Here is a 22,337-nt window from a genome sequence, read left to right as displayed (position 1 = left end):
TTTTTGTTTCAAGATGTATGTCATAATTGTAATGTAAAATCATTACCGAAATTTCACGATTGTAAACAAGAATATGGTTTTAGTTAGTCAACTATGTAAATTGTTTCTGTTTACATATTTACCATAAATCATTTAGGTTATTTTTTTAGATCTAAAATAAAATACCTAGTATAATGCAAAAAACACAATGTGAAAAATGTGGAAATAACGAAACCGAGATTTTAAGACGTGGAAAGTTTGCAGACGATATATTATTTTGTCCAAACTGTGACGATATTTGTAACAAGCTTGGATAACTTTTTTCTATATAGATTACAAACTTTTAGTTTGTTATGGAAAATAATTACAATCATGTTTTAACAAATTTTGCGTATGTATGATTAATGTGCGCTACTCCCTTCCTTGAGCATGACAATTCCTCATTTTCAAAACTCCTATTGTCAAAAGAAGTGGCGGACATCATCAAACAGGCTGTACGTGAATCCACGCAAGTGAATCATCTTGATTGCAATGATGGGAAGAACATTAAAGGAGAATTTGATGACTAAAAAGTCGACAAATTGTAGTCCAAATTGTTGGTGCAAACAAGAAAAATCTGATGATCCTTTAATTGGATGTTCCATACCTAAAAAACTCTAAAATCATGTCTTTTACGAATAATAATGACCTTGTTTAGTCTATTTTGATGACTAATTCAAAACTATTCTCAGATTCAAAAAAAGTCATCCCATCAGGAGTGAATAGCCCTGTTAGGTATTTTGAACCATATCCATTCTTTACAAAAAAATCAAACGGTGCATATCTTTGGGATGTCGAGAACAAAAAGTATATTGATTTTTGCAATGGATATGGTGCTTTACTGTTGGGGCATAGAAGAAAAGAGATTATCAATGCAGTCTCCAACCAACTTTCTAAAGGAACTCTCTATTGTACTCCGACAGAAGCTGAAACTGAATTATCGAAATTAATCATTGGAAACTTTCCGTCGATTGACAAAGTCCGGCTAGTCAACACTGGAGGAGAGGCAACAATGACTGCAATTAGATTGGCACGTGGTTTTACAAAAAAGAAAAAGATAATCAAATTTGAAGGATGTTATCATGGTGCACATGATTCTGTATTGGTAAAAGCAGGTTCTGGCTCTGCACATAATGGCATTTCGGTTTCAGAAGGTGGATTAGATGAAGTTTCAAAAAATACTTTGGTTGTGCAGTATAACAACATTGAAGACTTTCAAAAGACAATTAACCAAAACAAAGACATTGCAGGAGTAATAGTGGAACCAATTCTAGCTAACATGGGTTTGATTCTGCCTGAAAAAAATTTTCTCTATGATTTGCGAAAAATTACCAAAGAAAACAACATCCCGCTAATTTTTGATGAAGTGGTTACAGGATTCAGGGTATCTCCTGGTGGGGCTCAAGAGCATTTTGGAATTAAATCCGATATCACTACTATGGCCAAAGCTCTCAGCAACGGCTTTACAATTGCCGCAGTTGGCGGAAGAAAAGAAATAATTGATTTATTGTCTCCTGGGGGCAAAGTCTACCAGGCAAGTACTTTTGCTGGAAATCCTATATCTGTCAGTGCAGCAATTAGCTCAATTAAGACAATAAACAAATTGAAAAACAAACTCTACTCTAAACTTGAGAGATTCAATCTTTTGTTTACCACCGCATTGGATGATATGGCCACTGACATGCATATTGCACATCAAATTAACTTTACCGCATCGATGTTTCAGATTTTCTTTACAAACAAACCCGTGATTAATTACGAAACTTCCAAAAAAGCAGATTCTAAGAAATTCCAAAAAATGTTTAGAACATTATTGAAAAAGGGAATCTTCATTGCACCATCGCAGTTTGAAGTAGTTTTTCTATCTGATGCTCACACTGAAAATGATCTAAACAAGACACTTGATGCATATGATGCAGCATTAAAATCGGTGAAAAATTGAAGTACATAGTTGGTGCTAGAGGAAGTCAATTATCACTAGCTCAGACAAATTGGGTTATATCAGAACTAAAAAAAGTGAATCCTGGATCTGAATATGAAATTAAATCCATCACTACAAAAGGCGATACTGATTCAAGGCCATTATTTACAATAAACCAAAAAGGAATCTTTGAAAAAGAAGTGGATAGAGCAGTATCGCAAAAAGAAGTAGACTTTGCAGTTCATAGTCTAAAAGACGTTCCATCAGAGCTAGACGAAAGTCTCGTGATTGCATGTATTCCAAAACGTGAAGCAGTAAATGATGTCTTTATTTCCTCTGATGGCTCATCTTTGGAAAATATCAAAAAAGGTGCAGTTATTGGAACCAGCTCGCTTAGACGCGCAGTTCAAGTTTCAAGAAAAAGACCTGATGTTACAGTAAAACCAATACGCGGAAATATTGAAACAAGAATAAAAAAAACATCTGGAGAAAATTTTGACGCTATCGTTCTTGCCCAAGCTGGAATTTCAAGACTAGGTGTTGATGTAAAATTCTCACCATTACCAATAAATGATTTTTCTCCATCTCCTGGGCAAGGTGCAATAGCGATTGTTGCCAGATCTGATGATACAAACACAATTTCTATGTTGAAAAAAATTGAAGATTCAGACTCTAGATTGGAAATTGAAGCAGAGAGAGCGTTATCCAACTATGTGGATTCTGGATGTAGATTTCCACTTGGCGCGTATGCGAAATCCAGCGGAACCGAAATGACTCTTACAGTTACTGCATTTTCTGTTGATGGAAAACAATCATTACATGTAACCAAAACTGGTAGTAAAAATGATCCTGCATCTCTTGGCAAAAATGTGGGCGAAGAATTACGTAAAAAAGGAGTAAATGATCTTGCATTAAATTGGAGAGAAAAAGTGGAGGAATGGAATACTACATGACTGGAAAAGTGTATCTTGTTGGCGCAGGACCTGGAGATCATAAATTAATTACATTGCGTGCGGTTGAATTACTCAAAAAAGCAGATGTTGTTTTGTATGATAGGTTGGTAAGCAAAAAAATTATTTCAATGATTCCAAAATCTGCCAAAAAAGTTTACGTTGGTCGGGCAGTAGGAGATGACACTACTCATCAAAATACTACTAATGACTTGATGGTAAAATACGCAAAATCAAAAAAGAATGTAGTCCGACTAAAGGGCGGGGATCCCATAATCTTTGGCCGTGGTGGTGAAGAAGCAGAATTTCTAAAAGAAAACAAGGTAAAATATGAAATTGTTCCTGGAATTACTTCTGGAATTGGCTCTGCGACATATGCTGGAATTCCTCTTACTCACAGAAAATATGCATCATCGGTAGTTTTTGTAACTGGCCATGAGGATCCTGAAAAGAAAAAGGAGATTGTCAAATGGAAAAGATTGGCAAAATCTGTTGATACTATAGTAATTATGATGGGGCTTTCAAGAATTGATGTTATTTGCAAGCAACTTATTGCTGGAGGAATGAATACGAAAACCCCTGTAGCTGTAATTCAAAATGGCACCACTCCTAATCAAAAAATGATTAAAGGAACAGTTACAAACATTGCAAAAAAAGTTAAAGAAAATAAAATCACCCCTCCCACAAATATTATTATTGGAAATGTAGTTAATTTGTCAGAAAGTATTGGGTGGAAATAATGCTTGATGGAAAAACTATCGCAATCACTCGTTCAAAAGATGATGCATCTGAATTCATTGCACTTGCCGAAGAAAACCATGCAAAGGCACTTCCGTTACCTACAATTGAGCTTGTAAGTAAGGGGGAGAAAATTGTTGATGAATTTTTGGAATCTGTTGAGAAATACTGTCCTGATTATTCTGTTTTTATGAGCTCAAAAGCAGTAAAACTGTTGTTTGATACTGCAAAAGATGTTGGTAAATTAGACAAATTGCAACTAGCTGTCGCAAATACCATAGTAATGTCTGTTGGTCCAAAAACTACCGCCGCTCTTGAATCTGAGGGAATTAAAGTAAACCTTCAACCTACAACTTTTTCATCTGTTGGTGTTGGTGAGGAATTCACCCAAATCAACGCAGTTGGGAAAAAGGTCATTGTTCCTCGTAGTGGCGCATCAACTCCATTTTTAAAAGAACTATTGAATAAAATTGGAATTGATGTGTTGGAAATTCATCTTTATGATGTATGTGCATTTAGAGATACTACTCAGTGGAATGAGTTTCGAGAATTATTTTTTCAAGATAAAGTAGATGGTATTGTTTTTACTAGTGCCTCTTCCGTTCGTGGCTTTTTTGAGATAATGCAAAAAGATTTTGATGAATCAAAACTGCTTGAAAATTTACAAAAGTTATCTGTGATTGCTATTGGTCCTTTTACAGCTGATGAACTCAAAAAATTCAATGTGAAAAATACTGTGTCTCAGGTTCACACTGTTTTGGGCTCTTTTGATACTATGAAGCAAATTCTTTCAGACTGTTAGAATTTGATTAAATTCTGTGGTGTTTTTTAAAATCATCTCTTTCTAATCGATACAAGCACAAAAATAATTTTTGGGCATTAATTGATCTCAATTTCTTGCTAAGATCTAGATTTTAGCTCAAGCTATTTAGCTATGCCTATTTTTCCTCATGTATTTATAATATAACGGGGTTATGATGGGCATGGCAACTGAAAACCTCGATATGGATTATTCCAAATATGATTTTAAAGACTCTACAGAACTTTATGTTCATCTTAGCAAGAAAGGATTGTCTAAGGAAACTGTGATTAGCATCAGCAAGATGAAAGGCGAACCAGAATGGATGCTTGATTTTAGATTACGATCTTATGAAATTTTCATGAAAAAACCAATGCCTACTTGGGGCGGAGATCTTAGTGTTATCGATTTCCAAAACATCTACTACTACGCAAAAGCGTCCGACAAAGTAGAGAAGAACTGGGATGATGTTCCAGATAGTGTCAAAAAAACATTCGATAAACTTGGAATTCCAGAAGCTGAAAAGAAATTCTTAGCAGGTGTTGGTGCACAATATGAATCTGAAGTTGTGTATCACAGTCTGAGAGAAGACTTGGCAAAACAAGGCGTCTTATTCTTAGATACTGATGCAGCTCTTAAAGAGTATCCGGAAATTTTCAAGAAATACTTTGGTAAAATTATTCCTCCTGAGGATAACAAATTTGCAGCACTTAACAGTGCAGTTTGGAGTGGCGGTTCATTTATCTACATTCCACCTGGCGTCAAAGTCGACATGCCGCTACAAGCATATTTTAGAATTAATGCTGAGAACATTGGTCAATTCGAAAGAACGTTGATCATTGCTGATGAAGGCTCAGAAGTTCATTACATTGAAGGATGTACTGCTCCTGTTTATTCTTCCGAATCTCTACACTCTGCAGTTGTAGAATTGGTAGCACACAAAGATGCTAAACTAAGATACACCACAATCCAAAACTGGAGCAGTGATGTATACAATCTAGTTACAAAACGTGCTTATGCATATGAGGGTGCAACAGTTGAATGGATTGACGGAAACATTGGAAGTAAACTAACAATGAAGTACCCTGGAATCTATCTTATGGGCGAGCGAGCATATGGTGAAACACTTTCTATCGCATTTGCAGGAAAGGGACAGCATCAAGATACAGGTGCTAAAATGGTTCATCTTGCCCCAAACACCACTTCTAAAATTACATCAAAGTCAGTAAGCAGACTAGATGGACGTTCAACTTACAGAGGATTACTAAATGTGGCGAAAGGTGCTACAAATGTAAAAGCCACTGTAAGATGTGATGCATTACTCCTAGATGATACATCCAAGACTGACACTTATCCATACATGGAAATCAATCAAGAAGATGCCACGATTACGCACGAAGCAACAGTTGGAAAAATCGGTGATGAGCAAATCTTCTATCTGATGACTAGGGGCTTTACAGAGGAAGAAGCACTTTCATTAATTGTTAATGGCTTCATGGAGCCATTTACAAAAGAACTTCCAATGGAATATGCAGTGGAGCTAAATAGACTGATCAAATTAGAGATGGATGACTCTGTGGGATAAACTCCCAATTTTACTTTGATTAAAAATGTCTCAAGAATCACTTTCAAAACTCAACACTAGCCATATTGATGAAATTTCATCGTCAAGGAATGAACCCGAATGGCTCAAAGATTACAGAAAGAGTTCATTGTCTATCTATGACAGTCTCCCAATTGAAATGTCTCCACTTTACAACAAATACACTGATGCAAAAAAAATGGATCCTGAGAAAGTATTACTTTCAACATCCACTACTGAAACCATTCCAAGTTTCTTAAACAAAAGACTAACCGAGTTAGAAAATGAAACCTGTATTATTCAGATTGGTACAAACGTTCACAAAATCAATATCTCAGATGATCTAAAATCAAAAGGACTCGTTATCTCTTCAATATCTGATGCAATTCAAAACAATTTTGAACTGGTAAAAAAAGCACTCGAGGCTTCAAACTCAAATGATGATAAATTTACCGCACTGAACAATGCCGCATTTAATTCCGGAGTCTTTATCCACATACCTTCAAATCTCATCCTGGAGAAACCAATTCACTTTTTGGCATGTTTGTCTGAAGATGGCCATTCAACTATTGCTCGAAATATTATCTTTGCAGATGAGAATAGCAAAGCTACCATTGTCCAAGAAATCTATTCTCCTAAAACCGACAAGCAACCGGCATATCTTGAATTACTAAATGCCAGTGTTGCTGCAAATGCACAATTAGATGTTACCACTTTGCAACTAATGGATCAGCATGCCGTTAACTTTTCTACAAGACGTACTGATTTGGCACAAGATGCTAAAGTAAATTGGTACTCTGGTCTATTTGGTTCCATTTTATCAAGGTACAAGATTGAGTATTTTCTTAATGGCAATGGCGCATCTGCCAATGACTCTGAAGTAATATTTGGAAATGATGAGCAATCATTTGACATTCAAACTAATGTTAATCATGAAAGCCCATCTACTGAAGCCAGAGTCGTTGAAAAATCAATTCTTAGAAACAAATCAAAATCTCTTTTCAAAGGGATGATTAGAATTAAAGAACATGCCGCAAAATCAAATTCATTTTTGTCCGGGCGTTCCATCCTCCTGGATAAAGATGCAAAATCCGACGCAATTCCGGGATTGGAGATCTTTACAAATGATGTAAAAGCCACACACTCTGCTTCTGTAGCACAAATTGACGAAGAGCAAATATTTTATCTTAAAACTAGGTGTCTTACTCATGAAGAGGCAGAAAGAACTATTGTTGAAGGGTTCTTAGAGCCACTTTCCAGGAAGATGTCGTTCCAAGTAAGAGCATGGATTGCATATCTAATTGAATCCAAGTGGGAAAACCGTGAACTCACAATTAACACTGATGCCGAATTAGCCAAGTTTGTTGAAATAGAGGAGACACGTTATAATGAAGACGCAGAGATTGAGCAACACTACAAGTATCGGTGATAATTTTGTCAGAATGGGTAAAAGCTTGTAATTTGGAACAGGTGAAAGAAGGACAACTTTTCGGGTTTGTCCATGGTGATAAAAAATTACTACTCGCTAATCTTAACGGGAAAATTCATGCAACTGATTTGATCTGTACTCATGCTGACGCAGATCTTTCCACAGGTTTTCTTAGTGACGAAGGTGTCAGGTGTCCATTGCATCTCTCTGTTTTTAATTTGGATAATGGAAAACCGCAAAATCTTCCTGCTGAAATCCCTCTCAAAGTATACAATGTTAAAATAGATGCCAACGAAATTTACGTGGAGCTTTAAGATATGCAAAGTACTGAATCTTTATTTGAAAATATAAGGAAAGATTTCCCAATACTTGAAAGGACTGTTAGAGATAACAAACAACTTGTTTATCTTGACAATGCTTCAACCACACAAAAACCAAATCAGGTAATTGATGCAATTACTGATTATTACCAACATCATAACGCAAATATTCACAGAGCAGTTTATGCACTAGCTGAAGAAGCCACTGAGGCATATGAGGCAACTAGAGACAAAATTGCAAATTTTATCAATATTAAGGATCGTCAAGAAATTATTTTTGTTAGAGGTACTACTGAAGCAATTAATCTCGTTGCTTATTCATGGGGAAGGCCTCATATCAAAGAAGGTGACATTATTGTTACTACTGAATATGAGCATCATAGCAATATCGTTCCATGGCAACTTCTTACCCAAGAAAAGCATGCCAAATTAGAATACATTGGTATGGATGATAATGGGGAATTGATCTTGGATGATCTTGATAAATATCTTGCAACAGGCAAAGTCAAACTTGTAACATTTAGCTTGATGTCAAACGTTCTTGGAACTATCACTGACTATGAAAAGATAATTGAAAAATGCAAGGCTGCAGGTGTTCTTACCTTAATTGATGGTGCCCAGGCAGTGCCTCACATGAAAGTTGATATTGAAAAATTAGGATGTGACTTTTTTGCGTTTTCTGGTCATAAGATGCTAGGTCCAACAGGAATCGGTGTTTTATGGGTTAGAAAATCCGTCTTGGACACAATGGTTCCATTCCATGGAGGTGGCGATATGATCAGAGAAGTTCACAAGTATGAAACTACTTGGAATGACTTGCCATACAAATTTGAAGCGGGCACCCCAAACATTGCAGATGTAGTTGGGTTTGGAGCTGCAATTGACTATCTTACAAAAATTGGAATGGATAACATACGAGAACATGAAATTGATCTAACAAAATATGCTTTAGAAAAATTATCTGCAGTTAAAGGACTTCATATCTATGGTACAAAAGATATGTCAAAACGTGGTGGTGTTATTTCCTTTAATTTTGCAGACGTTCACCCCCATGATGTGGCCCAAATTATTGATGAGGAGGGAATCGCAGTTCGTTCTGGACATCATTGTGCCCAAGTGTTAATGGAGCGACTAAACGTTGCAGCTACATCTAGGGCAAGTTTTTACATTTACAATACTAAAGAAGATGTTGACATTCTTGTAAACTCGTTAAATATTGTAGCGAAGGTGTTCAAATTATGAGTGGTAATGCAGACATTTATCATGAAATGATTGTGGATTACTCTAGAAATCCGATTAACTATGGAGAAATTGAAAATCCTGATGTCACTTTTCATGATTCAAACCCACTGTGTGGTGATAGCATAGACATTGACATGAAAATTGATGAAAACAAAATTAGCGATATCAAATTTCACGGAAAAGGGTGTGCAATTTGCATGGCATGTTCTTCTGTATTGACTGAAATTACAAAAGGTAAAACTCTTGATGAAGCAAGAGCAATTGAGAAAAATGATGTCTTGAGCGAACTCGGTCTTGAACATCTCCAGGCTGTTCGTATAAAATGTGCCTTGCTTTCTCTCAAGGTGTTAAAATCTGCCCTTTACACATACATTGGAAAACATCTGGAAGACACTTCTGATGTAGATAAACTAAAAGAAGAGGCAGCAAATCTGTACTAGCATGAGTGATTTTACTCCCACCATCCCAATCTCCTTACAAATTCGAAAAATAATTTTTGAAAAATTCAACGATCCTGATGGCAAATTCACAAATGATGAAATTTTTGAAATCATAAAAGAAAATGGTGATCTTGATCCTTCTTGGGTAATCGATGATACTGAATCTTTTTTTAATGAACTTTGTGATTCAGGTCTTGTGAGAAATATTGCTCAGAATTTTACCACCATATGGATGAAGCTATTTGATCCTGTAGAAAAATTTCATTGTAATTCGTGTAATCATGATGTTTATCTTGGAATATCTGAAGAAAGAATTTGTCCCAACACTTCTTGTAAATCTTCTATTTAGATCTGTATTTCATTGCTGCATCTTCAAGAGCTTTAATCATTGGTAATTTTTCTCCTGTAAGATAAAGCACTAATGCACCACCTGCGGTACTTATATGATCAATTTTTTCTGCTAATCCTAATTTTTTTAGAACTGATGTTAAATGTCCTCCACTCACGATGGTCGTTGCCATTGAGTTTGCAACTGAATCAAGTAATGCTTTTGTTCCATAACTGAAATTTTCTTTTTCAAAAAATCCTGCTGGTCCACTGATAAATACAGTTCCTGCCCCTGCAATTAATTTTGAATAATACTCTACTGTTTTTGGGCCCAAATCGTAAATTTTGTCTGTTTTAGCAATCTCTCTTACATCCATCTCCACCCTTGCACCATCCTTGTCAATTGCAATATCTACCGGAGTGGCAAATACATCTGGATATTCCCCTATTAACGCATGAGCTTTTGATACAACTTCGTCTTCTCTTTTAATTCCTAGAGGTGACTTGATTCTGGCTTGAGCGCGCATGAATACATTGGCAATTACTCCTGTTAGCAAAACATGATCTGCTCTTCCATTCTGAATCAATAGCTTGATTGCCTCTAATCTATCTGGAACTTTGGAGCCTCCAAGAACTATAACATGCGGTGCCTTGGCTACAGTCATAATCTCATCTAGATTTCTTACTTCTCTTTCTACTATTCTTCCCGCACATGCAGGTAAAACTTGTGGAAATCCAACAATTGATGGATGTGATCTGTGAGCACTGGGAAATGAATCCAAAACACAAAGATCAAACAATTTGGATAAACGCGTAACCATAATTGTCTTTGCAGCATTTTCTGGTGTAAATTCGTAATTTTCTTCTGCACATAATCTTAGATTATCTAACAGTAGGATTTCTCCATCATGTAAATTTCTAATTGCGTTTTGTGCAGCTTCTCCAATCGTGTCTTCTACATATTTTATTTTTTTACCCATTAATTTCTCGAGAACTTTTGCATGTTTGTCCATCCCTGTATAATCATCATTTCCAACTCTACCTTGATGTGATGCAACAACCACTTTGGCTTCTTTGAGTGATTGCAAAGTTTCAATTGCTTCTTCAATTCTTTTGGTACCTGAAATTTCCATTGAATCTGGATCTATTGGGCAATTCATGTCGACTCTCAAAAAAACAGTCTTGCCTTTTAAGTCAAAATCATCTAGTGTGAGTACCTTCACGACTTTTCTATTATGCACTTGGTTAAATTCTTTGAGCCGATCATAATTATTTTGGCGAATTTATTCACAATCTGTGATTTACACTTCTAAAGATTTTCCGTCGATAAAAATTAAAAGCAACATACTTGAGGTCTAGTTAATTGCAAAATTGGATTTTTGATATTAGGTCACGTTCCTTTGTGCTGCTTACATTATTGTTTCTTATTCTTACTGGTTTAGTTTATTCTGGAATTACTGAAATCTTTGATCAAGAAGTTGTTTTATTTTTCTCCGAACATGTTGGTGATTCAACACTCGACATCATTATGCAATACATTACAGAAAGTGGGGAGGTTTTTTGGATGTTGGGATTTGGAATTCTAATGTTATTAATTCCAAAAACTCGTAGGATTGGGATTACTCTGATGATCCTGATTGTTATTTCCACACTTCTTACAGGATATATCAAATGTGGGGTGGATAGAGATAGGCCTGATTTTGAGTACAAGGGTGCCCCATTTCCAGTACCAATCAGTAAAGATACTTTTGCATTATTCTGTGAGGGTGGATTTGATGCATCATATCCCTCTGGACATGCCGCAAGATCTATGATTTTCGCGATAATATTGGGGTATGCACTTTCAGATAGGTTTCCACGTGGAGCATATCTGATGTTCTTGTATCCAGCTATGATTTCCATTAGTAGAATCTATGTTTTGCAACACTATCCAATGGATGTGATTGGCGGTATTGTTATCGGAGTAATGCTTGCTGGAGTTATGGCAAAAAGAACAAAACTTTACAAAATTTTTGATAAATCAAAAACCTAGGTCTGCCAATGCGGAATTACTGATTAAAACTATTGCATAATGTTCATCGTCGTGATGATATGTCCAATATCTGATGTCTCGAATTTCATTTTTTTGTCTGAGTCCATGTGTTACTCCCGTAGTTACTGTGTATCCGATTCTTTTAGCAATTTTTGATTCTTTTGGCATGAGAACTTTGAATCCTTCTTTCCTTTTTTTAAATCCAATTCTTATCATGTCTTCAACTGCCTCCATGGCATTTTTTTCGTCTTTTAGATCATATGTCTTTGATATCGGCAAGTCTTTTGGATGAAAATCCATGCTTTTACTTAATTCTTTTAACTAATATTTTTTAAAAAATGGCTTTTGCGATCAAAGTTAGTTAATTTTCTTAACTGGTAAGTCAAATCCTGATTATATTAACAACTTAACCGACTCTTTTTGTTTGATTTTATCGTTGGCATCGTTAGAAAAATTAGTAATTCAATTACAAAAAAAGAAACAAGAAGCAACCAAGCTAAGAAAACAAGCTGAAAACCAATTAAAAGAAAATCGTTCTGCTGAAAGACGATCTTCTTCTGGTCTGCACACAATTGACAAAAAAATTGAATCTGAACGAGAAGATGTTTCTGACGTGTCTACAGTGCTTACCCAAAAAACCTCTCAGTTGGAGAGTATTGACAGACTAGTGACTGCAGCACAGGAAAAACTGTCTAGCGAAAAAGAGGCACTTGAACTGGTTCAACAAGAAATCGAATTTGCTGAAAACCCTGAAGAAAAACAGAATGCTGAGGCCAGATTGCGCTCATTAAATGATCATATTCAAGAATTAGAAACTGAGATTAAAAATAGACAAAAAACAGCTAAAAAAATCTCTGATGAAGTTGCCAATTATTCTGATGTAAAATCAAAAATTGATTCTAAAATCAAAAAACAATTCCAATCAAAGCCAACATTGCGTGAAACCATGACAGCAAGTCGTAAGGCTGTCCAAAAACTTGAAAAAGAATTGGAAAGACGAATCAAAACAGAAGAATCTGTCAAAAGTACATTAGAAAAGACATCCTCAAAATTACGTGAATTTTTGGCAAAAAAACGCCTCTCTTCTAAAAAGAAACCAGCAAAAAAGACTGCAGCTAAAAAGAAACCAGCAAAAAAGACTGCAGCTAAAAAGAAACCAGCAAAAAAGACTGCAGCTAAAAAGAAACCAGCAAAAAAGACTGCAGCTAAAAAGAAACCAGCAAAAAAGACTGCAGCTAAAAAGAAACCAGCAAAAAAGACTGCAGCTAAAAAGAAACCAGCAAAAAAGACTGCAGCTAAAAAGAAACCAGCAAAAAAGACTGCAGCTAAAAAGAAACCAGCAAAAAAGACTGCAGCTAAAAAGAAACCAGCAAAGAAATCTAAACGATAACTTATTACAATTTTTTAAAACAAAAATTTGTTTGATTTTGTCATGTCTCTCTAAAGAGATTCGAATCCATTATTTCTGTAATTGATTGGTTTTTGTATTAATCTCGCTTTCAATTCCATCCTTAATTATTCCAAATATTATTTCTAAAATAAGTAATTATCTGTTCATCGTTTGAAGAAATGTTTCATGAAATTTCAGACGAAATTCAAATTATGCCTGGAGGTATGCCTATTTTTCTTGTAGTGTCTGTTCTTTTTGCAATGTTAGAAATTACTCAATTACACAATAAATCTAGAAACTAAACATATTGGAATTAACAATATTGATTTCATTGCAATGTTTTCAGTTCTGAGAAACTTTGTTCTTTTTTAAATTCCTCTTCTTCAACTGTGAATATCATTAGCTCTTTTCTTTCAGGGTATTACTGGGAATAATTATTTTGGTTATCGGAATTACAGTGATGTTAACAGATCTGAAAAATAATCAGAACAATAAAAGAAATTATTGAGGATTTATTTCCATTTGACCAAATTTGCCTTTGGTTAGAGATACTTCACCTTTGAACTCATTTGTGTATCCGTTTGTGATAACAACGGTATCTCCAACATTAACTGCCTTGATATCGTCTCCCCATAAAGTGAGCTTCATTTGATCATCTTCTGTTTCACCATTAGCAATTATTGCATCACAGACATCCACTGTTCCTCCACTTTTGAGATTTACAGTTCTTGGATCTCCTTTGCTTTTTACTTGGGCGTTTACATTAACTCCACTTCGCATTTTTTTTGCTTGTGAAATTGGTATGAATTCTGTCATGTAATTTTGAATCGAATTAGCACGATTATAAGCTTTCTCAAAAAATAATGGAAATTCAGATCACTATTCTGTTTTTTTATAATAGTAATCGAGAAATATCGGTGTTTACCCAATCTCAGTGCAGAGGTATCGAAGCCCGGTCAACCGAGAGGGACTCAAGATCTTCATAATAGGAAATCCCTTCTCTCAGGAGTTCGTGGGTTCAAATCCCACCCTCTGCATTTCATTAATTCATGAATATTGTCGGAAAAATTATGCAACTAGTGCTTTAACTTTGGTTGTAGAATGTTTTGATATTTTTTTATGCATTTCAGCTAATTCTTCGTCCTTGAAAGATAGATTGCATCTAAAACATTTCCAAACCATCTCGGACATACACAGTGTAGGCACAAATTGCTTATAAAGATATTGCATGATTGATCCAAATTATTAGAAAACATGATCATTGTTTTGAAAAACTTGTAATTCTTTTAATTTTTTAGATCATAATAAAATTTTTTTATGACTAAGTGCCGATCCAAGGGTTTAGAAACAAAAAAGAGATAGAATTTTTGAAAGAACTTGGATATTTTTGAAATTTTTAGCGAATATTCGTATTTTGGAATTTTTCTTGTGTTAATTGGAGTAAATACTGCTCCTATTCTGATGCCTCCAAGTTGGATTGTTTTAACCTCGTTTTATCTTCTAGATCCAAGCTTGAATGTTCTTTTTCTTGCAATGGTGGGTGCTTCTGGTGCCACTCTTGGTAGATTTTTTCTCAAAAAAATTAGTGGATTATTCCGCAATTTTGTTGGAGAAGAACAGAAAACTAATCTTGACATAATTGGCGATTACCTGAATCGGAAAAAATACGGCTATGTGATTGCATCTTTTCTATTTGGAGCCACACCTCTTCCAAGCAATATGCTATTTATCGCCTATGGGTTAATGCGTGCCAAGAGCATAAGTATCTATGCAGGGTTTTGGTTTGGTAGAACAATTTCTTATGTCATAATGATTTATTTTGGTGATGCTGTTTTGAGACCCTTTTTTGAAATCTTTGAAGATCGTCTAACTGGAATTCTGTTAATTGATGGTGCAGGAATCGGTGCCATAATTTTGTTTGCGTCTATTAATTGGACTGTTTTAATAACTCAGAAAAAAATAAAATTTGTAAAACCAAAAATTTGGAGAATCTAGATGTCCGTACTTGATTTATTAAAAGATGAAGTCAAAAAAAGAATTGAAAATGATTCTGCACATGATTTTGATCACATTATGAGAGTTTACAAAAATGCTCAAAAAATATGCAAAAAAGAAAAAGCAAATGAAAAACTTGTTTTAAGCGCTGCCTTATTACATGATTTGATATCTTATCCAAAATCTGACAAGCGTTCTAAAATGTCTTCGATTGAGAGTGCAAAAAAATCTAAAAATATTTTAAAAAAATACGGTTTCTCAAATGAAGAAATTGCAATAATTTCTAATGCAATACGAGATCATAGCTTCTCACAAAATAAAGTTCCATCTAGCATTGAAGGAAAAATTCTTCAAGATGCAGATAGATTAGATGCGTTGGGTGCAATTGGACTTGCTCGAGTTTTTGCAACTGGTGGTTCCTTAAAGCGTCCATTTTATGATCCAAATGATCCTTTTTGTAAACAAAGAACACCTGATGATTCAATATGGACCATAGACCATTTCTTTAAAAAATTACTCAAACTGGAATCTTTAATGAATACAAAATCAGGCAAAATAGAAGCAAAGAAGAGGACTATTGTCTTAAAGAATTTTTTAAAACAACTAAAACATGAGATTTAGCCATAATCCACATATCTGTCATATCTGGTTTCAACTTCTTTGTTTTTTCCTGATCTTATCTTCTCATATTCCTCATTTTTTCTAAATTCTATGTATTTGATGATGTCTAGAAATCCCTCTTCTTTTGGATAAGATTCAAAAACTGGTTCTATTTTTCTTAAAAATTCTAGTGTCTTTTCTCTGTATTCGTCTCTTGTGGGTTTTTTGATTCCTTTCATTCTGAACCATATTACTGCCCAACTTGAGCCTATAACATGTGGCAATAAATCAAATGCTCTTTGAATCTCAAAACGCTCGTCGTTTCTCATGACTCTTGAAGAAATCTTGCAGCAGATTTCGCAAAATATGTTACTATCATGTCTGCCCCTGCTCTTTTAATTGAATATAGTATTTCCTCTGTGATATCTTTTTCATTTACATATCCTAACTGTGATGCAGCTTTTACCAAAGCATATTCTCCAGAAACACTGTATGCAGAAACTGGGATGTTGAATTTTTTTCTAGTTTCTGCTATTAAATCTAAATAGGATAATGCTGGTTTTATCATCACAATGTCTACTCCTTCGTTGATGTCTGTTTCGACTTCCATCATTGCTTCTCTTGCATTTGTATATGGGACTTGGTATGTTTTTCTGTCTCCAAACTTTGGTGCACATTCTGCAGCATCTCTAAATGGTGAATAAAAGTTTGAACGATGTTTAGCTGAATGAGACATTATTGAAACATCTGTAAATCCTTCATCATCAAGCGCTCTTCTAATCGCAGCAACTTGACCGTCCATCATTGCTGATGGTGATACTGTATCTACACCTGCTTTTGCTTGGCTAACAGCTATTTTTGCCAGTGTATCTAAACTGGTGTCGTTATCAATTTTATCTCCTTGAATAATTCCACAATGTCCAGTAGATGTGAATTGGCACAGACAAACATCTGCCATTATCACTATTTTATTGCCAAAATTTTTCCTGATCTGAGATATTGCATTTTGAACAATTCCATTATCATCAAATGCTGAAGTGCCTGCCTCATCTTTTTGAGCTGGAATGCCAAAAAGCATGATTGCAGGAATTCCTAAATCGCTAATTGTTCCTACCTCATCGTTTACGTCTTTTAATGGAAGCCTTTCAATTTCTGACATTGATTCCACTTTTACTCTTGTTTTTAGTTCGTCTTGAACAAATACTGGGCAAATGAAATCTTTTGGAGATAATGTGGTTTGTTGAATCAATTCTCTCATTTTTTCAGATGTTCTTAGTCTGCGAAGACGTCTTGCAGGAAATGACATGATGAAAATCTCTTTTGGCTAAAATATAATTCTAGTCTGCCTGGTTTTGTTTTTTATAGTCAAATAACTTGCTTGCCAATTCTAACACATCTGGCTTTCCTTGCTCAGATGCTTTTCTAATGTTATTCATGGGTATTGCCACAATGCTTTCTACTACTGCTTTTGTTAGTTCTTCAATAATCTTGATTTTTTTCTCATCCTTTTCATCAAGCATTTGAAGAGCTTTTTGGAACTCTTTTTCTCGTAGATTCTCTATGTTCTTGAATACATCTTTCACTAATGGTTCTGCATCTAATCTTTTCATTGAGGCTTCTAATACGGAAACTTCCTCATTAATTATATTTTCAACTGTTTTTACTTTGTTTAATCGTGCGTTCATATTTTTTTCAACCATTTCTGCAATTTGATCTAAATTCATCAATTTAATACCTCCAATTGTTGCGACTTTTTCATCAACTGTTCTTGGATTTGATAAATCTAAAATCATTATTCCTCCTTTCTTGTTTTTCATTGCTTCAGTTATTCTTTCATTTGTTACAAGAAAATATGGTGCTGTTGTTGCAACAAAAATCACATCATAATTATAAAATCCTAAAAGAACTTCTTCAAACTTTATTGGGTTTCCACCCATCGTTTCACAAAATGCCTCTGATCTTCCAAGTGTTCTACTGGTCACATCAAATGTGTATCCTCTTCTCTGTAATGATTTTGCAACAAGTGTAGATACTTCGCCTGTTCCAATCAACAAAACTTTTTTTGTTTTTAATTCATCAATATTCTCTTCTGCAAGTTTTACTGCCATGGACCCAACAGATATTCCACCTGCCCCAATCCCACTTGTGTTTCTAATTCTTGTGCCTATTCTTATTGCCTTGTCAAATAGCGTATTAAGATGCTGACCTGATGCTTTTGTTTCTCTAGCTGAAGTAATGGAGTTTTTTATTTGACCTAGAATCTGCTCTTCACCTAATACCATTGAATCTAATCCTGATGTTAATTTTAACAAATGATGCAAAGCTTCCTTGTTTTCAACGTATTCCATATTTTCATCAAATGCTTCTTCCTCAATCCCCGTAATTGTTGCCCATGTTTTCTTGATTTTGTCTATATCGTATGTTTTTGATTTACCAAATAACTCTATTCTATTACATGTTTGAATAATTACACATTCATCTAATCCTGAATGTTTTTTGAATTGTTCATATGCACTTTCCAAATTTTTTATTGTAAATCGTTCAAGAATGTGAATTGGTGAATTACGAAAAGTAACACGTGCATTGATTATGTTTTGATTCATTTCCAATTTCTCAATATTGTAATTGCTCGCTTTTCAGCTTTTTTTACCTGCCCGTCTTTTATTAACTGATCAATCTCATTATCACTCATGATTTTATGTAGGCACTCTTTTCTCTGTGTTGGGGCGGAAATTGATTCCTTTGCAATTTTTCTTACGATCTTTTGAATTTTTATGTGAGATATGTCTTCTTTTGTGATTATGTTCTTTAGTGCTTTTTCTAATTTGCCTTTGATTTTCTTTGACATTGCAGGACTCTGCCCTCCTGTAAATATTGCAATCTGAACCATCTTATCAAAATCAATAATTGCTGGATTTGAAAAATCACTCTCATCTGGATTATCGGAACTATATACAATGATTTTTTTCTTTTTTGCTTCGTTGACTATTTTTTGATTTACTTTTTTGTCATTCGTTGTTGTAATAATCATATGAGGATTAAGAGTTGAAATAAATTTTGTGTCTTGAATTTTTTGTTTTTTTAATTCTATTTTGTTGTCTTTTGCCAGTTTCCTAATTTTTGAGTTTACAGTATCGCTAATCACTAGTATGTTGCAATTTTGTTTTAATAATGAATTGACTCTTTTTTCAGCCTCATTTCCTCCGCCTATGACAATTATTCTTTTATTTTGTATATTAAGATCAACTATCATCGATCAAAGGGACTTGAGTTTCTATTTATGTATTAAAAATTATTGAATTCCTTCTAGCTACATTTTTAATTGAATGAGCAAAATATTGACTTGATGACCTCGATGGATGAATTCGATAAAGAGCTTTTAAATGAGATTCAGTGGACTTTTCCACTTGTTACAAGACCTTTTGATGCAATTGCTAAAAAATTTGACACCACACCGAAACTCATCAAAGACCGTCTAAACCATCTAAAGGAAATTGGTGTACTGAGGCAACTAAGTGCAATTTTTGATACTCGAAAACTTGGATATACCAGTTCTTTGGTTGCAATGGAAATTGAAGATGATAAATTAGAATATGTTGCAAATCAAATTAATCGCCATCCTGGTGTAAGTCATAACTATGAACGAGATCATGAGTTTAACCTTTGGTTCACTTTGGCAGTGCCTCCTGGTTCTGACTTGAAAGAAGAACTTGACAAATTCAATGTTCTTAAAGGAATCAAAAAAGTAAGAATGCTTCCTACATTACAATTGTTTAAGATTGGCGTAAAGCTAGACATGGTTGATGATAAAAAACATGAAGTTGCACCAACAGAAGAAAAAAAAGAAATTAAAAATATCAAATTCAATCCTACTGAAGAAGATAAAAATTTTATCCGTGAATTGCAAAAAGATATGGAAATAATTGATGAACCATTTGTAAAATCTGCCAAGAATCTTGGAATCACTGAAGCAGAATTATTTGAAAAAATGAAATACTATGAAGAGATTGGTGTGATGAGAAGATTTGCAGCAATCTTAAGACATAGGCAAGTTGGATTTACTGCAAATGGCATGATTGTTTGGAAAGTACCTGAAGATAAAATTTCAAAAGTTGGAGAAACTTTGGGATCATTTCCCCAAGTAAGTCATTGCTATGAACGTCCAACATATTCTGATTGGCCTTATAATGTATTTTCAATGATTCATTGTAAAACCCATGATGAAGCAAACGAAATGGCAAAAACAATTCAGAAACAAATTCATGTTGATGATTACAAAATTCTCTTTAGCTCGCGTGAATTCAAAAAAACACGTGTAGAATACTTTGTCGAAAATTCATTTAGTTTGGCAGAACAAGTACCTGCTTCCTAAATCTCATTTTCATCGTGTCCGACTATATGAATAGTACAAAAATACTGATCATTCATGTTGCAATAATATTCTGAATTTTCACCGCATGAATTACAGGGAGGAGTTTCATCTAGTTCTGAGAGTTTTGTATGGTAAATTCTACTTCTGCTAGAAATGCTGGAATTCTTATAGATTCTAGTTAAATTTGAATAGTATTCTAATTCTCCGGGATTTAAGGGCTCTTCGTTTTTGATTTTTTTAATTATTGGTTTCCATTTTTTATATTGCCCAATTTTACCTAGTCTCATTTTTTCTATTATTTCTAGAGTTTTTTTTGAATCGATTGGATTGTCCATGTGTTAATTAGTTTGCTTGGGGTGTTGCCTTTAATTCATAAGATGGCCACGAATTATACAACTCTTCAATCTCTTTCATGTCTGATGCCGGAATGTAGCCTCCTTTTGTCATTTCTACATAATTCACTATCTCTTCTTCACTAACTACTGTTGGAAAGACAGATGCAAACCCTTTCTTTGACATGATAAATTTCATAGATAGTTCTGTAATTGTTAATCCATTTCTTTCTGCAATAGGTCGTAAGATCTCCACTTTTTCTAGCGATGCTTTAATCCATTCTCCTTTTCTTACTGATCTGTGGTCTTTCTCATTGATTTTAGTGTCTGCATTTACTTTACCTGTAAGAATTCCTGATGCTTCTGGAACTCTCACAAGAATTCCTACATTTTTTTCTTCTGCTTTTTGCATCAATTCATTTCCTGGTGTTTGTTCTAAAATATTGTAAACTGTTTGAACTGCACTTACATTTGGTCTCTCCATTGCTTCTAGACCTTCTTGTGTCCATCCAATTGCAGGACCTAGTGCAACTTGGTATGTCTTTATTGTTTCATTTTCTATGAAACTATCTAATACATTAAAAATTGAATCATCTCTAATGTGTTTTAATTTTGGATTGTGTAGACCATACATGTCGAGATAGTCTGTTTGTAATCTTTCTAAACTATCTCTTAATGCTTTTCGAGTAAAATCTTCATCAAATCTCTGAGGAAGTTCACTATGTCCGATTTGTTCTACTTCTGAAAAATCATATCCATATTTCGTAGAAATTACAATTTCTTCTCTCATGCCTTTGAAAACTTCTCCGATTAATCTCTCACTTTTTCCTTTACCATACATGTCTCCCGTTTCAAAGAAGTTAATCCCTAAATCATATGCCTTTTTGAGCATTCTTTTTGCTTCGTCCTCTTCAATCTTTTTACCCCACCAATCTAGCGCTATGGACCATGCGCCAAATCCTAACTCTGATACTTTGATATCTGTTTTTCCTAGTTTATTGTAATTCAATTTTTATCCACTCTAGTTTTGAGTTTGATATTATATATTTCAAAACTATTCCTCGTTTGAAATTTCATCATTTATGTTTATCCAAGATTTGCAGAAGTGATATCTTGATTTTTAACCGGACACTTGTATTGTGAAAAATTCCCTCAAACGGTTAACCCAAACTTGAAATTAATGACACGATGTCTTTTTTGACACATACTATCATGGGGATATCATTTTTAACATATGTGGACACCTGAGTCTCTCTTAGATCCATAATGAGATCCTGAAAGTCTCTAATGTTGTCTACTTCAAAGGCTAACATGAAATCTTCATCATGTATTCCAAACGAATATGTCGTATTGAGAATTACCTGGGGGAATTTCTTGCTGACTTCTATGTGTTCATTCATTATTTCCTGACGTTTCTCTTTTGGAAGTAGATACCATTCTCTGGTCTTTGTAAATGGATAAACAATAACATGTTTTTTTGGTTCATTTCCTGTAACAAATCCATGTGTTTTTTGTTCTTGCACATAAATTGATGGCCTTGTGCATGACAAATATGTTCTAGATGGAAGAATGTATTTTCCAAAAACAGTCTTGTAAATTTTCTCAATTACCGTTTGGATTTCTTCAACTGATTTTGCTGCAAACCAAAACAAAAAGTCTGCATCATCTCTTAATCCTAAATTAGAATATGATCTAAACATTATGCCTGAATTATTAATTACATTTTCAACTTCTTTTGCAGATTCCTCTTTTGCCAAATCGGCCATCCATCTCCATTTAGGATCAATTTTGAAAAATGAGAAATTAAAATAATATTGACTATGTTCTTCTGACATGTTTTTTACAATTTT

Annotated in this window: 27 protein-coding genes and 1 tRNA gene; 17 read left to right on the top strand and 11 right to left on the bottom strand. The window is 34.4% G+C overall.

The features are described from left to right. Positions 1–173: 173 nt before the first annotated feature. The 11 genes from OO712_RS07745 to OO712_RS07695 all read left to right on the top strand — a co-directional run bounded on the left by OO712_RS07745 (position 174) and on the right by OO712_RS07695 (position 9,788). Entirely contained in the window at positions 174–296 is a 123-nt protein-coding gene (locus OO712_RS07745) for a hypothetical protein (protein WP_263970052.1), read from the top strand. 389 nt (positions 297–685) lie between these two features. Next, positions 686–1,960 (top strand): glutamate-1-semialdehyde 2,1-aminomutase, encoded by a 1,275-nt coding sequence (gene hemL / locus OO712_RS07740; RefSeq protein WP_225866814.1) that lies wholly within the window; start codon positions 686–688, stop codon positions 1,958–1,960. Beyond that, positions 1,957–2,892, top strand: a complete 936-nt coding sequence (hemC, locus tag OO712_RS07735) for a hydroxymethylbilane synthase (RefSeq protein ID WP_109876286.1) — start codon at positions 1,957–1,959, stop codon at positions 2,890–2,892. Before hemL ends, hemC begins: the two co-directional genes overlap by 4 nt. Next, positions 2,889–3,629 (top strand): uroporphyrinogen-III C-methyltransferase, encoded by a 741-nt coding sequence (cobA, locus tag OO712_RS07730; RefSeq protein ID WP_109876541.1) that lies wholly within the window; start codon positions 2,889–2,891, stop codon positions 3,627–3,629. The genes hemC and cobA overlap by 4 nt, the downstream gene beginning before the upstream one ends. Continuing rightward, positions 3,629–4,429 carry a uroporphyrinogen-III synthase gene (locus OO712_RS07725; RefSeq protein ID WP_109876285.1) on the top strand — a complete coding sequence of 267 codons (801 nt, stop codon included), beginning with the start codon at positions 3,629–3,631 and terminating at the stop codon, positions 4,427–4,429. The genes cobA and OO712_RS07725 overlap by 1 nt, the downstream gene beginning before the upstream one ends. Positions 4,430–4,610: 181 nt before the next feature. Further along, a complete protein-coding gene (gene sufB, locus OO712_RS07720) occupies positions 4,611–6,011 on the top strand; it encodes a Fe-S cluster assembly protein SufB (protein WP_109876540.1) in 1,401 nt (466 codons plus the stop codon). 25 nt (positions 6,012–6,036) lie between these two features. Next, positions 6,037–7,437, top strand: a complete 1,401-nt coding sequence (gene sufD, locus OO712_RS07715) for a Fe-S cluster assembly protein SufD (protein ID WP_109876284.1) — start codon at positions 6,037–6,039, stop codon at positions 7,435–7,437. Positions 7,438–7,442: 5 nt separating this feature from the next. After that, positions 7,443–7,751: a Rieske (2Fe-2S) protein gene (locus OO712_RS07710; RefSeq protein WP_109876539.1), complete on the top strand. Its 309-nt coding sequence runs from the start codon at positions 7,443–7,445 to the stop codon at positions 7,749–7,751. 3 nt (positions 7,752–7,754) lie between these two features. Further along, positions 7,755–8,999 (top strand): cysteine desulfurase, encoded by a 1,245-nt coding sequence (locus tag OO712_RS07705; protein ID WP_109876283.1) that lies wholly within the window; start codon positions 7,755–7,757, stop codon positions 8,997–8,999. Beyond that, a complete protein-coding gene (locus OO712_RS07700) occupies positions 8,996–9,439 on the top strand; it encodes an iron-sulfur cluster assembly scaffold protein (RefSeq protein ID WP_109876282.1) in 444 nt (147 codons plus the stop codon). The genes OO712_RS07705 and OO712_RS07700 overlap by 4 nt, the downstream gene beginning before the upstream one ends. Position 9,440: 1 nt before the next feature. Next, complete coding sequence (locus OO712_RS07695) at positions 9,441–9,788, top strand: hypothetical protein (protein WP_109876281.1); 348 nt, start codon at positions 9,441–9,443, stop codon at positions 9,786–9,788. Here OO712_RS07695 and OO712_RS07690 read toward each other — a convergent pair. After that, the gene (locus tag OO712_RS07690) at positions 9,781–11,007 is read right to left on the bottom strand and encodes a phosphoglycerate kinase (RefSeq protein ID WP_109876280.1); all 1,227 of its coding nucleotides are present in this window, start codon (positions 11,005–11,007) and stop codon (positions 9,781–9,783) included. The two genes, OO712_RS07695 and OO712_RS07690, sit on opposite strands and share 8 nt — an antisense overlap. A 122-nt stretch (positions 11,008–11,129) precedes the next feature. Here OO712_RS07690 and OO712_RS07685 point away from each other — a divergent pair, with 122 nt between their 5' ends. Further along, positions 11,130–11,798: a phosphatase PAP2 family protein gene (locus tag OO712_RS07685; protein ID WP_109876279.1), complete on the top strand. Its 669-nt coding sequence runs from the start codon at positions 11,130–11,132 to the stop codon at positions 11,796–11,798. On the opposite strand, the gene OO712_RS07680 is transcribed toward OO712_RS07685, so the two are convergent. Beyond that, positions 11,787–12,098: a hypothetical protein gene (locus tag OO712_RS07680; RefSeq protein WP_109876278.1), complete on the bottom strand. Its 312-nt coding sequence runs from the start codon at positions 12,096–12,098 to the stop codon at positions 11,787–11,789. The genes OO712_RS07685 and OO712_RS07680 overlap by 12 nt on opposite strands. Before the next feature lie 136 nt (positions 12,099–12,234). On the opposite strand from OO712_RS07680, the gene OO712_RS10705 reads away from it, so the two are divergent. Further along, positions 12,235–13,188, top strand: a complete 954-nt coding sequence (locus tag OO712_RS10705; protein ID WP_425342906.1) for an ATPase V — start codon at positions 12,235–12,237, stop codon at positions 13,186–13,188. A gap of 501 nt (positions 13,189–13,689) precedes the next feature. Here the strand turns inward: OO712_RS10705 and OO712_RS07665 are convergent. After that, on the bottom strand, positions 13,690–14,004 hold the full coding sequence (locus tag OO712_RS07665; RefSeq protein WP_109876240.1) for a single stranded DNA-binding domain-containing protein: 315 nt from the start codon (positions 14,002–14,004) through the stop codon (positions 13,690–13,692). Positions 14,005–14,124: 120 nt separating this feature from the next. On the opposite strand from OO712_RS07665, the gene OO712_RS07660 reads away from it, so the two are divergent. Next, a tRNA-Leu gene (locus OO712_RS07660) sits at positions 14,125–14,225 on the top strand. Positions 14,226–14,256: 31 nt separating this feature from the next. Here OO712_RS07660 and OO712_RS07655 read toward each other — a convergent pair. Next, entirely contained in the window at positions 14,257–14,379 is a 123-nt protein-coding gene (locus OO712_RS07655) for a hypothetical protein (protein WP_263970050.1), read from the bottom strand. A 186-nt stretch (positions 14,380–14,565) separates the two neighbouring features. Between OO712_RS07655 and OO712_RS07650 the strand changes: the two genes are divergently transcribed. Together OO712_RS07650 and OO712_RS07645 are read left to right on the top strand one after the other, a co-directional pair. Further along, on the top strand, positions 14,566–15,183 hold the full coding sequence (locus OO712_RS07650) for a hypothetical protein (RefSeq protein WP_109876239.1): 618 nt from the start codon (positions 14,566–14,568) through the stop codon (positions 15,181–15,183). Further along, complete coding sequence (locus OO712_RS07645; protein ID WP_109876238.1) at positions 15,184–15,804, top strand: HD domain-containing protein; 621 nt, start codon at positions 15,184–15,186, stop codon at positions 15,802–15,804. Here OO712_RS07645 and OO712_RS07640 read toward each other — a convergent pair. The 4 genes from OO712_RS07640 to OO712_RS07625 are packed head-to-tail and all read right to left on the bottom strand — an operon-like array spanning position 15,801 to position 19,036. Further along, positions 15,801–16,112 (bottom strand): hypothetical protein, encoded by a 312-nt coding sequence (locus tag OO712_RS07640; RefSeq protein ID WP_109876237.1) that lies wholly within the window; start codon positions 16,110–16,112, stop codon positions 15,801–15,803. The two genes, OO712_RS07645 and OO712_RS07640, sit on opposite strands and share 4 nt — an antisense overlap. Continuing rightward, a complete protein-coding gene (gene hemB, locus OO712_RS07635) occupies positions 16,109–17,089 on the bottom strand; it encodes a porphobilinogen synthase (RefSeq protein ID WP_109876236.1) in 981 nt (326 codons plus the stop codon). The genes OO712_RS07640 and hemB overlap by 4 nt, the downstream gene beginning before the upstream one ends. A gap of 31 nt (positions 17,090–17,120) precedes the next feature. After that, positions 17,121–18,386: a glutamyl-tRNA reductase gene (gene hemA / locus OO712_RS07630; protein ID WP_109876235.1), complete on the bottom strand. Its 1,266-nt coding sequence runs from the start codon at positions 18,384–18,386 to the stop codon at positions 17,121–17,123. Then, the gene (locus OO712_RS07625; protein ID WP_109876234.1) at positions 18,383–19,036 is read right to left on the bottom strand and encodes a precorrin-2 dehydrogenase/sirohydrochlorin ferrochelatase family protein; all 654 of its coding nucleotides are present in this window, start codon (positions 19,034–19,036) and stop codon (positions 18,383–18,385) included. The genes hemA and OO712_RS07625 overlap by 4 nt, the downstream gene beginning before the upstream one ends. 102 nt (positions 19,037–19,138) lie before the next feature. Between OO712_RS07625 and ahbA the strand changes: the two genes are divergently transcribed. Then, positions 19,139–20,155: a siroheme decarboxylase subunit alpha gene (ahbA, locus tag OO712_RS07620; protein ID WP_109876233.1), complete on the top strand. Its 1,017-nt coding sequence runs from the start codon at positions 19,139–19,141 to the stop codon at positions 20,153–20,155. On the opposite strand, the gene OO712_RS07615 is transcribed toward ahbA, so the two are convergent. The 3 genes from OO712_RS07615 to OO712_RS07605 form a co-directional block, all read right to left on the bottom strand. Beyond that, a complete protein-coding gene (locus OO712_RS07615) occupies positions 20,152–20,490 on the bottom strand; it encodes a hypothetical protein (RefSeq protein ID WP_109876232.1) in 339 nt (112 codons plus the stop codon). The two genes, ahbA and OO712_RS07615, sit on opposite strands and share 4 nt — an antisense overlap. Positions 20,491–20,497: 7 nt before the next feature. Next, complete coding sequence (locus OO712_RS07610) at positions 20,498–21,496, bottom strand: aldo/keto reductase (RefSeq protein WP_109876231.1); 999 nt, start codon at positions 21,494–21,496, stop codon at positions 20,498–20,500. Between the two features lie 151 nt (positions 21,497–21,647). Continuing rightward, positions 21,648–22,322: a chlorite dismutase family protein gene (locus OO712_RS07605; protein ID WP_109876230.1), complete on the bottom strand. Its 675-nt coding sequence runs from the start codon at positions 22,320–22,322 to the stop codon at positions 21,648–21,650. Positions 22,323–22,337 lie beyond the last annotated feature (15 nt).

Origin of the sequence: Nitrosopumilus zosterae, from assembly GCF_025998175.1 — an archaeon.
GTDB classification, from domain to species: Archaea; Thermoproteota; Nitrososphaeria; order Nitrososphaerales; family Nitrosopumilaceae; genus Nitrosopumilus; species Nitrosopumilus zosterae.
Note: the sequence above shows the minus strand (reverse complement) of the source record. Positions and strands in the feature narration are given on the sequence as shown.

Bases quoted from the DNA above. Each gene is read 5' to 3' on its own strand.
- OO712_RS07745 (WP_263970052.1), top strand. From the start codon at position 174: ATGCAAAAAACACAATGTGAAAAATGTGGAAATAACGAAACCGAGATT.
- hemL (WP_225866814.1), top strand. From the start codon at position 686: ATGACTAATTCAAAACTATTCTCAGATTCAAAAAAAGTCATCCCATCA.
- cobA (WP_109876541.1), top strand. From the start codon at position 2,889: ATGACTGGAAAAGTGTATCTTGTTGGCGCAGGACCTGGAGATCATAAA.
- OO712_RS07725 (WP_109876285.1), top strand. From the start codon at position 3,629: ATGCTTGATGGAAAAACTATCGCAATCACTCGTTCAAAAGATGATGCA.
- sufB (WP_109876540.1), top strand. From the start codon at position 4,611: ATGGCAACTGAAAACCTCGATATGGATTATTCCAAATATGATTTTAAA.
- sufD (WP_109876284.1), top strand. From the start codon at position 6,037: ATGTCTCAAGAATCACTTTCAAAACTCAACACTAGCCATATTGATGAA.
- OO712_RS07705 (WP_109876283.1), top strand. From the start codon at position 7,755: ATGCAAAGTACTGAATCTTTATTTGAAAATATAAGGAAAGATTTCCCA.
- OO712_RS07700 (WP_109876282.1), top strand. From the start codon at position 8,996: ATGAGTGGTAATGCAGACATTTATCATGAAATGATTGTGGATTACTCT.
- OO712_RS07695 (WP_109876281.1), top strand. From the start codon at position 9,441: ATGAGTGATTTTACTCCCACCATCCCAATCTCCTTACAAATTCGAAAA.
- OO712_RS07680 (WP_109876278.1), bottom strand. From the start codon at position 12,098: ATGGATTTTCATCCAAAAGACTTGCCGATATCAAAGACATATGATCTA.
- OO712_RS07665 (WP_109876240.1), bottom strand. From the start codon at position 14,004: ATGACAGAATTCATACCAATTTCACAAGCAAAAAAAATGCGAAGTGGA.
- OO712_RS07655 (WP_263970050.1), bottom strand. From the start codon at position 14,379: ATGTCCGAGATGGTTTGGAAATGTTTTAGATGCAATCTATCTTTCAAG.
- OO712_RS07645 (WP_109876238.1), top strand. From the start codon at position 15,184: ATGTCCGTACTTGATTTATTAAAAGATGAAGTCAAAAAAAGAATTGAA.
- OO712_RS07640 (WP_109876237.1), bottom strand. From the start codon at position 16,112: ATGAGAAACGACGAGCGTTTTGAGATTCAAAGAGCATTTGATTTATTG.
- hemB (WP_109876236.1), bottom strand. From the start codon at position 17,089: ATGTCATTTCCTGCAAGACGTCTTCGCAGACTAAGAACATCTGAAAAA.
- hemA (WP_109876235.1), bottom strand. From the start codon at position 18,386: ATGAATCAAAACATAATCAATGCACGTGTTACTTTTCGTAATTCACCA.
- OO712_RS07625 (WP_109876234.1), bottom strand. From the start codon at position 19,036: ATGATAGTTGATCTTAATATACAAAATAAAAGAATAATTGTCATAGGC.
- ahbA (WP_109876233.1), top strand. From the start codon at position 19,139: ATGGATGAATTCGATAAAGAGCTTTTAAATGAGATTCAGTGGACTTTT.
- OO712_RS07615 (WP_109876232.1), bottom strand. From the start codon at position 20,490: ATGGACAATCCAATCGATTCAAAAAAAACTCTAGAAATAATAGAAAAA.
- OO712_RS07605 (WP_109876230.1), bottom strand. From the start codon at position 22,322: ATGTCAGAAGAACATAGTCAATATTATTTTAATTTCTCATTTTTCAAA.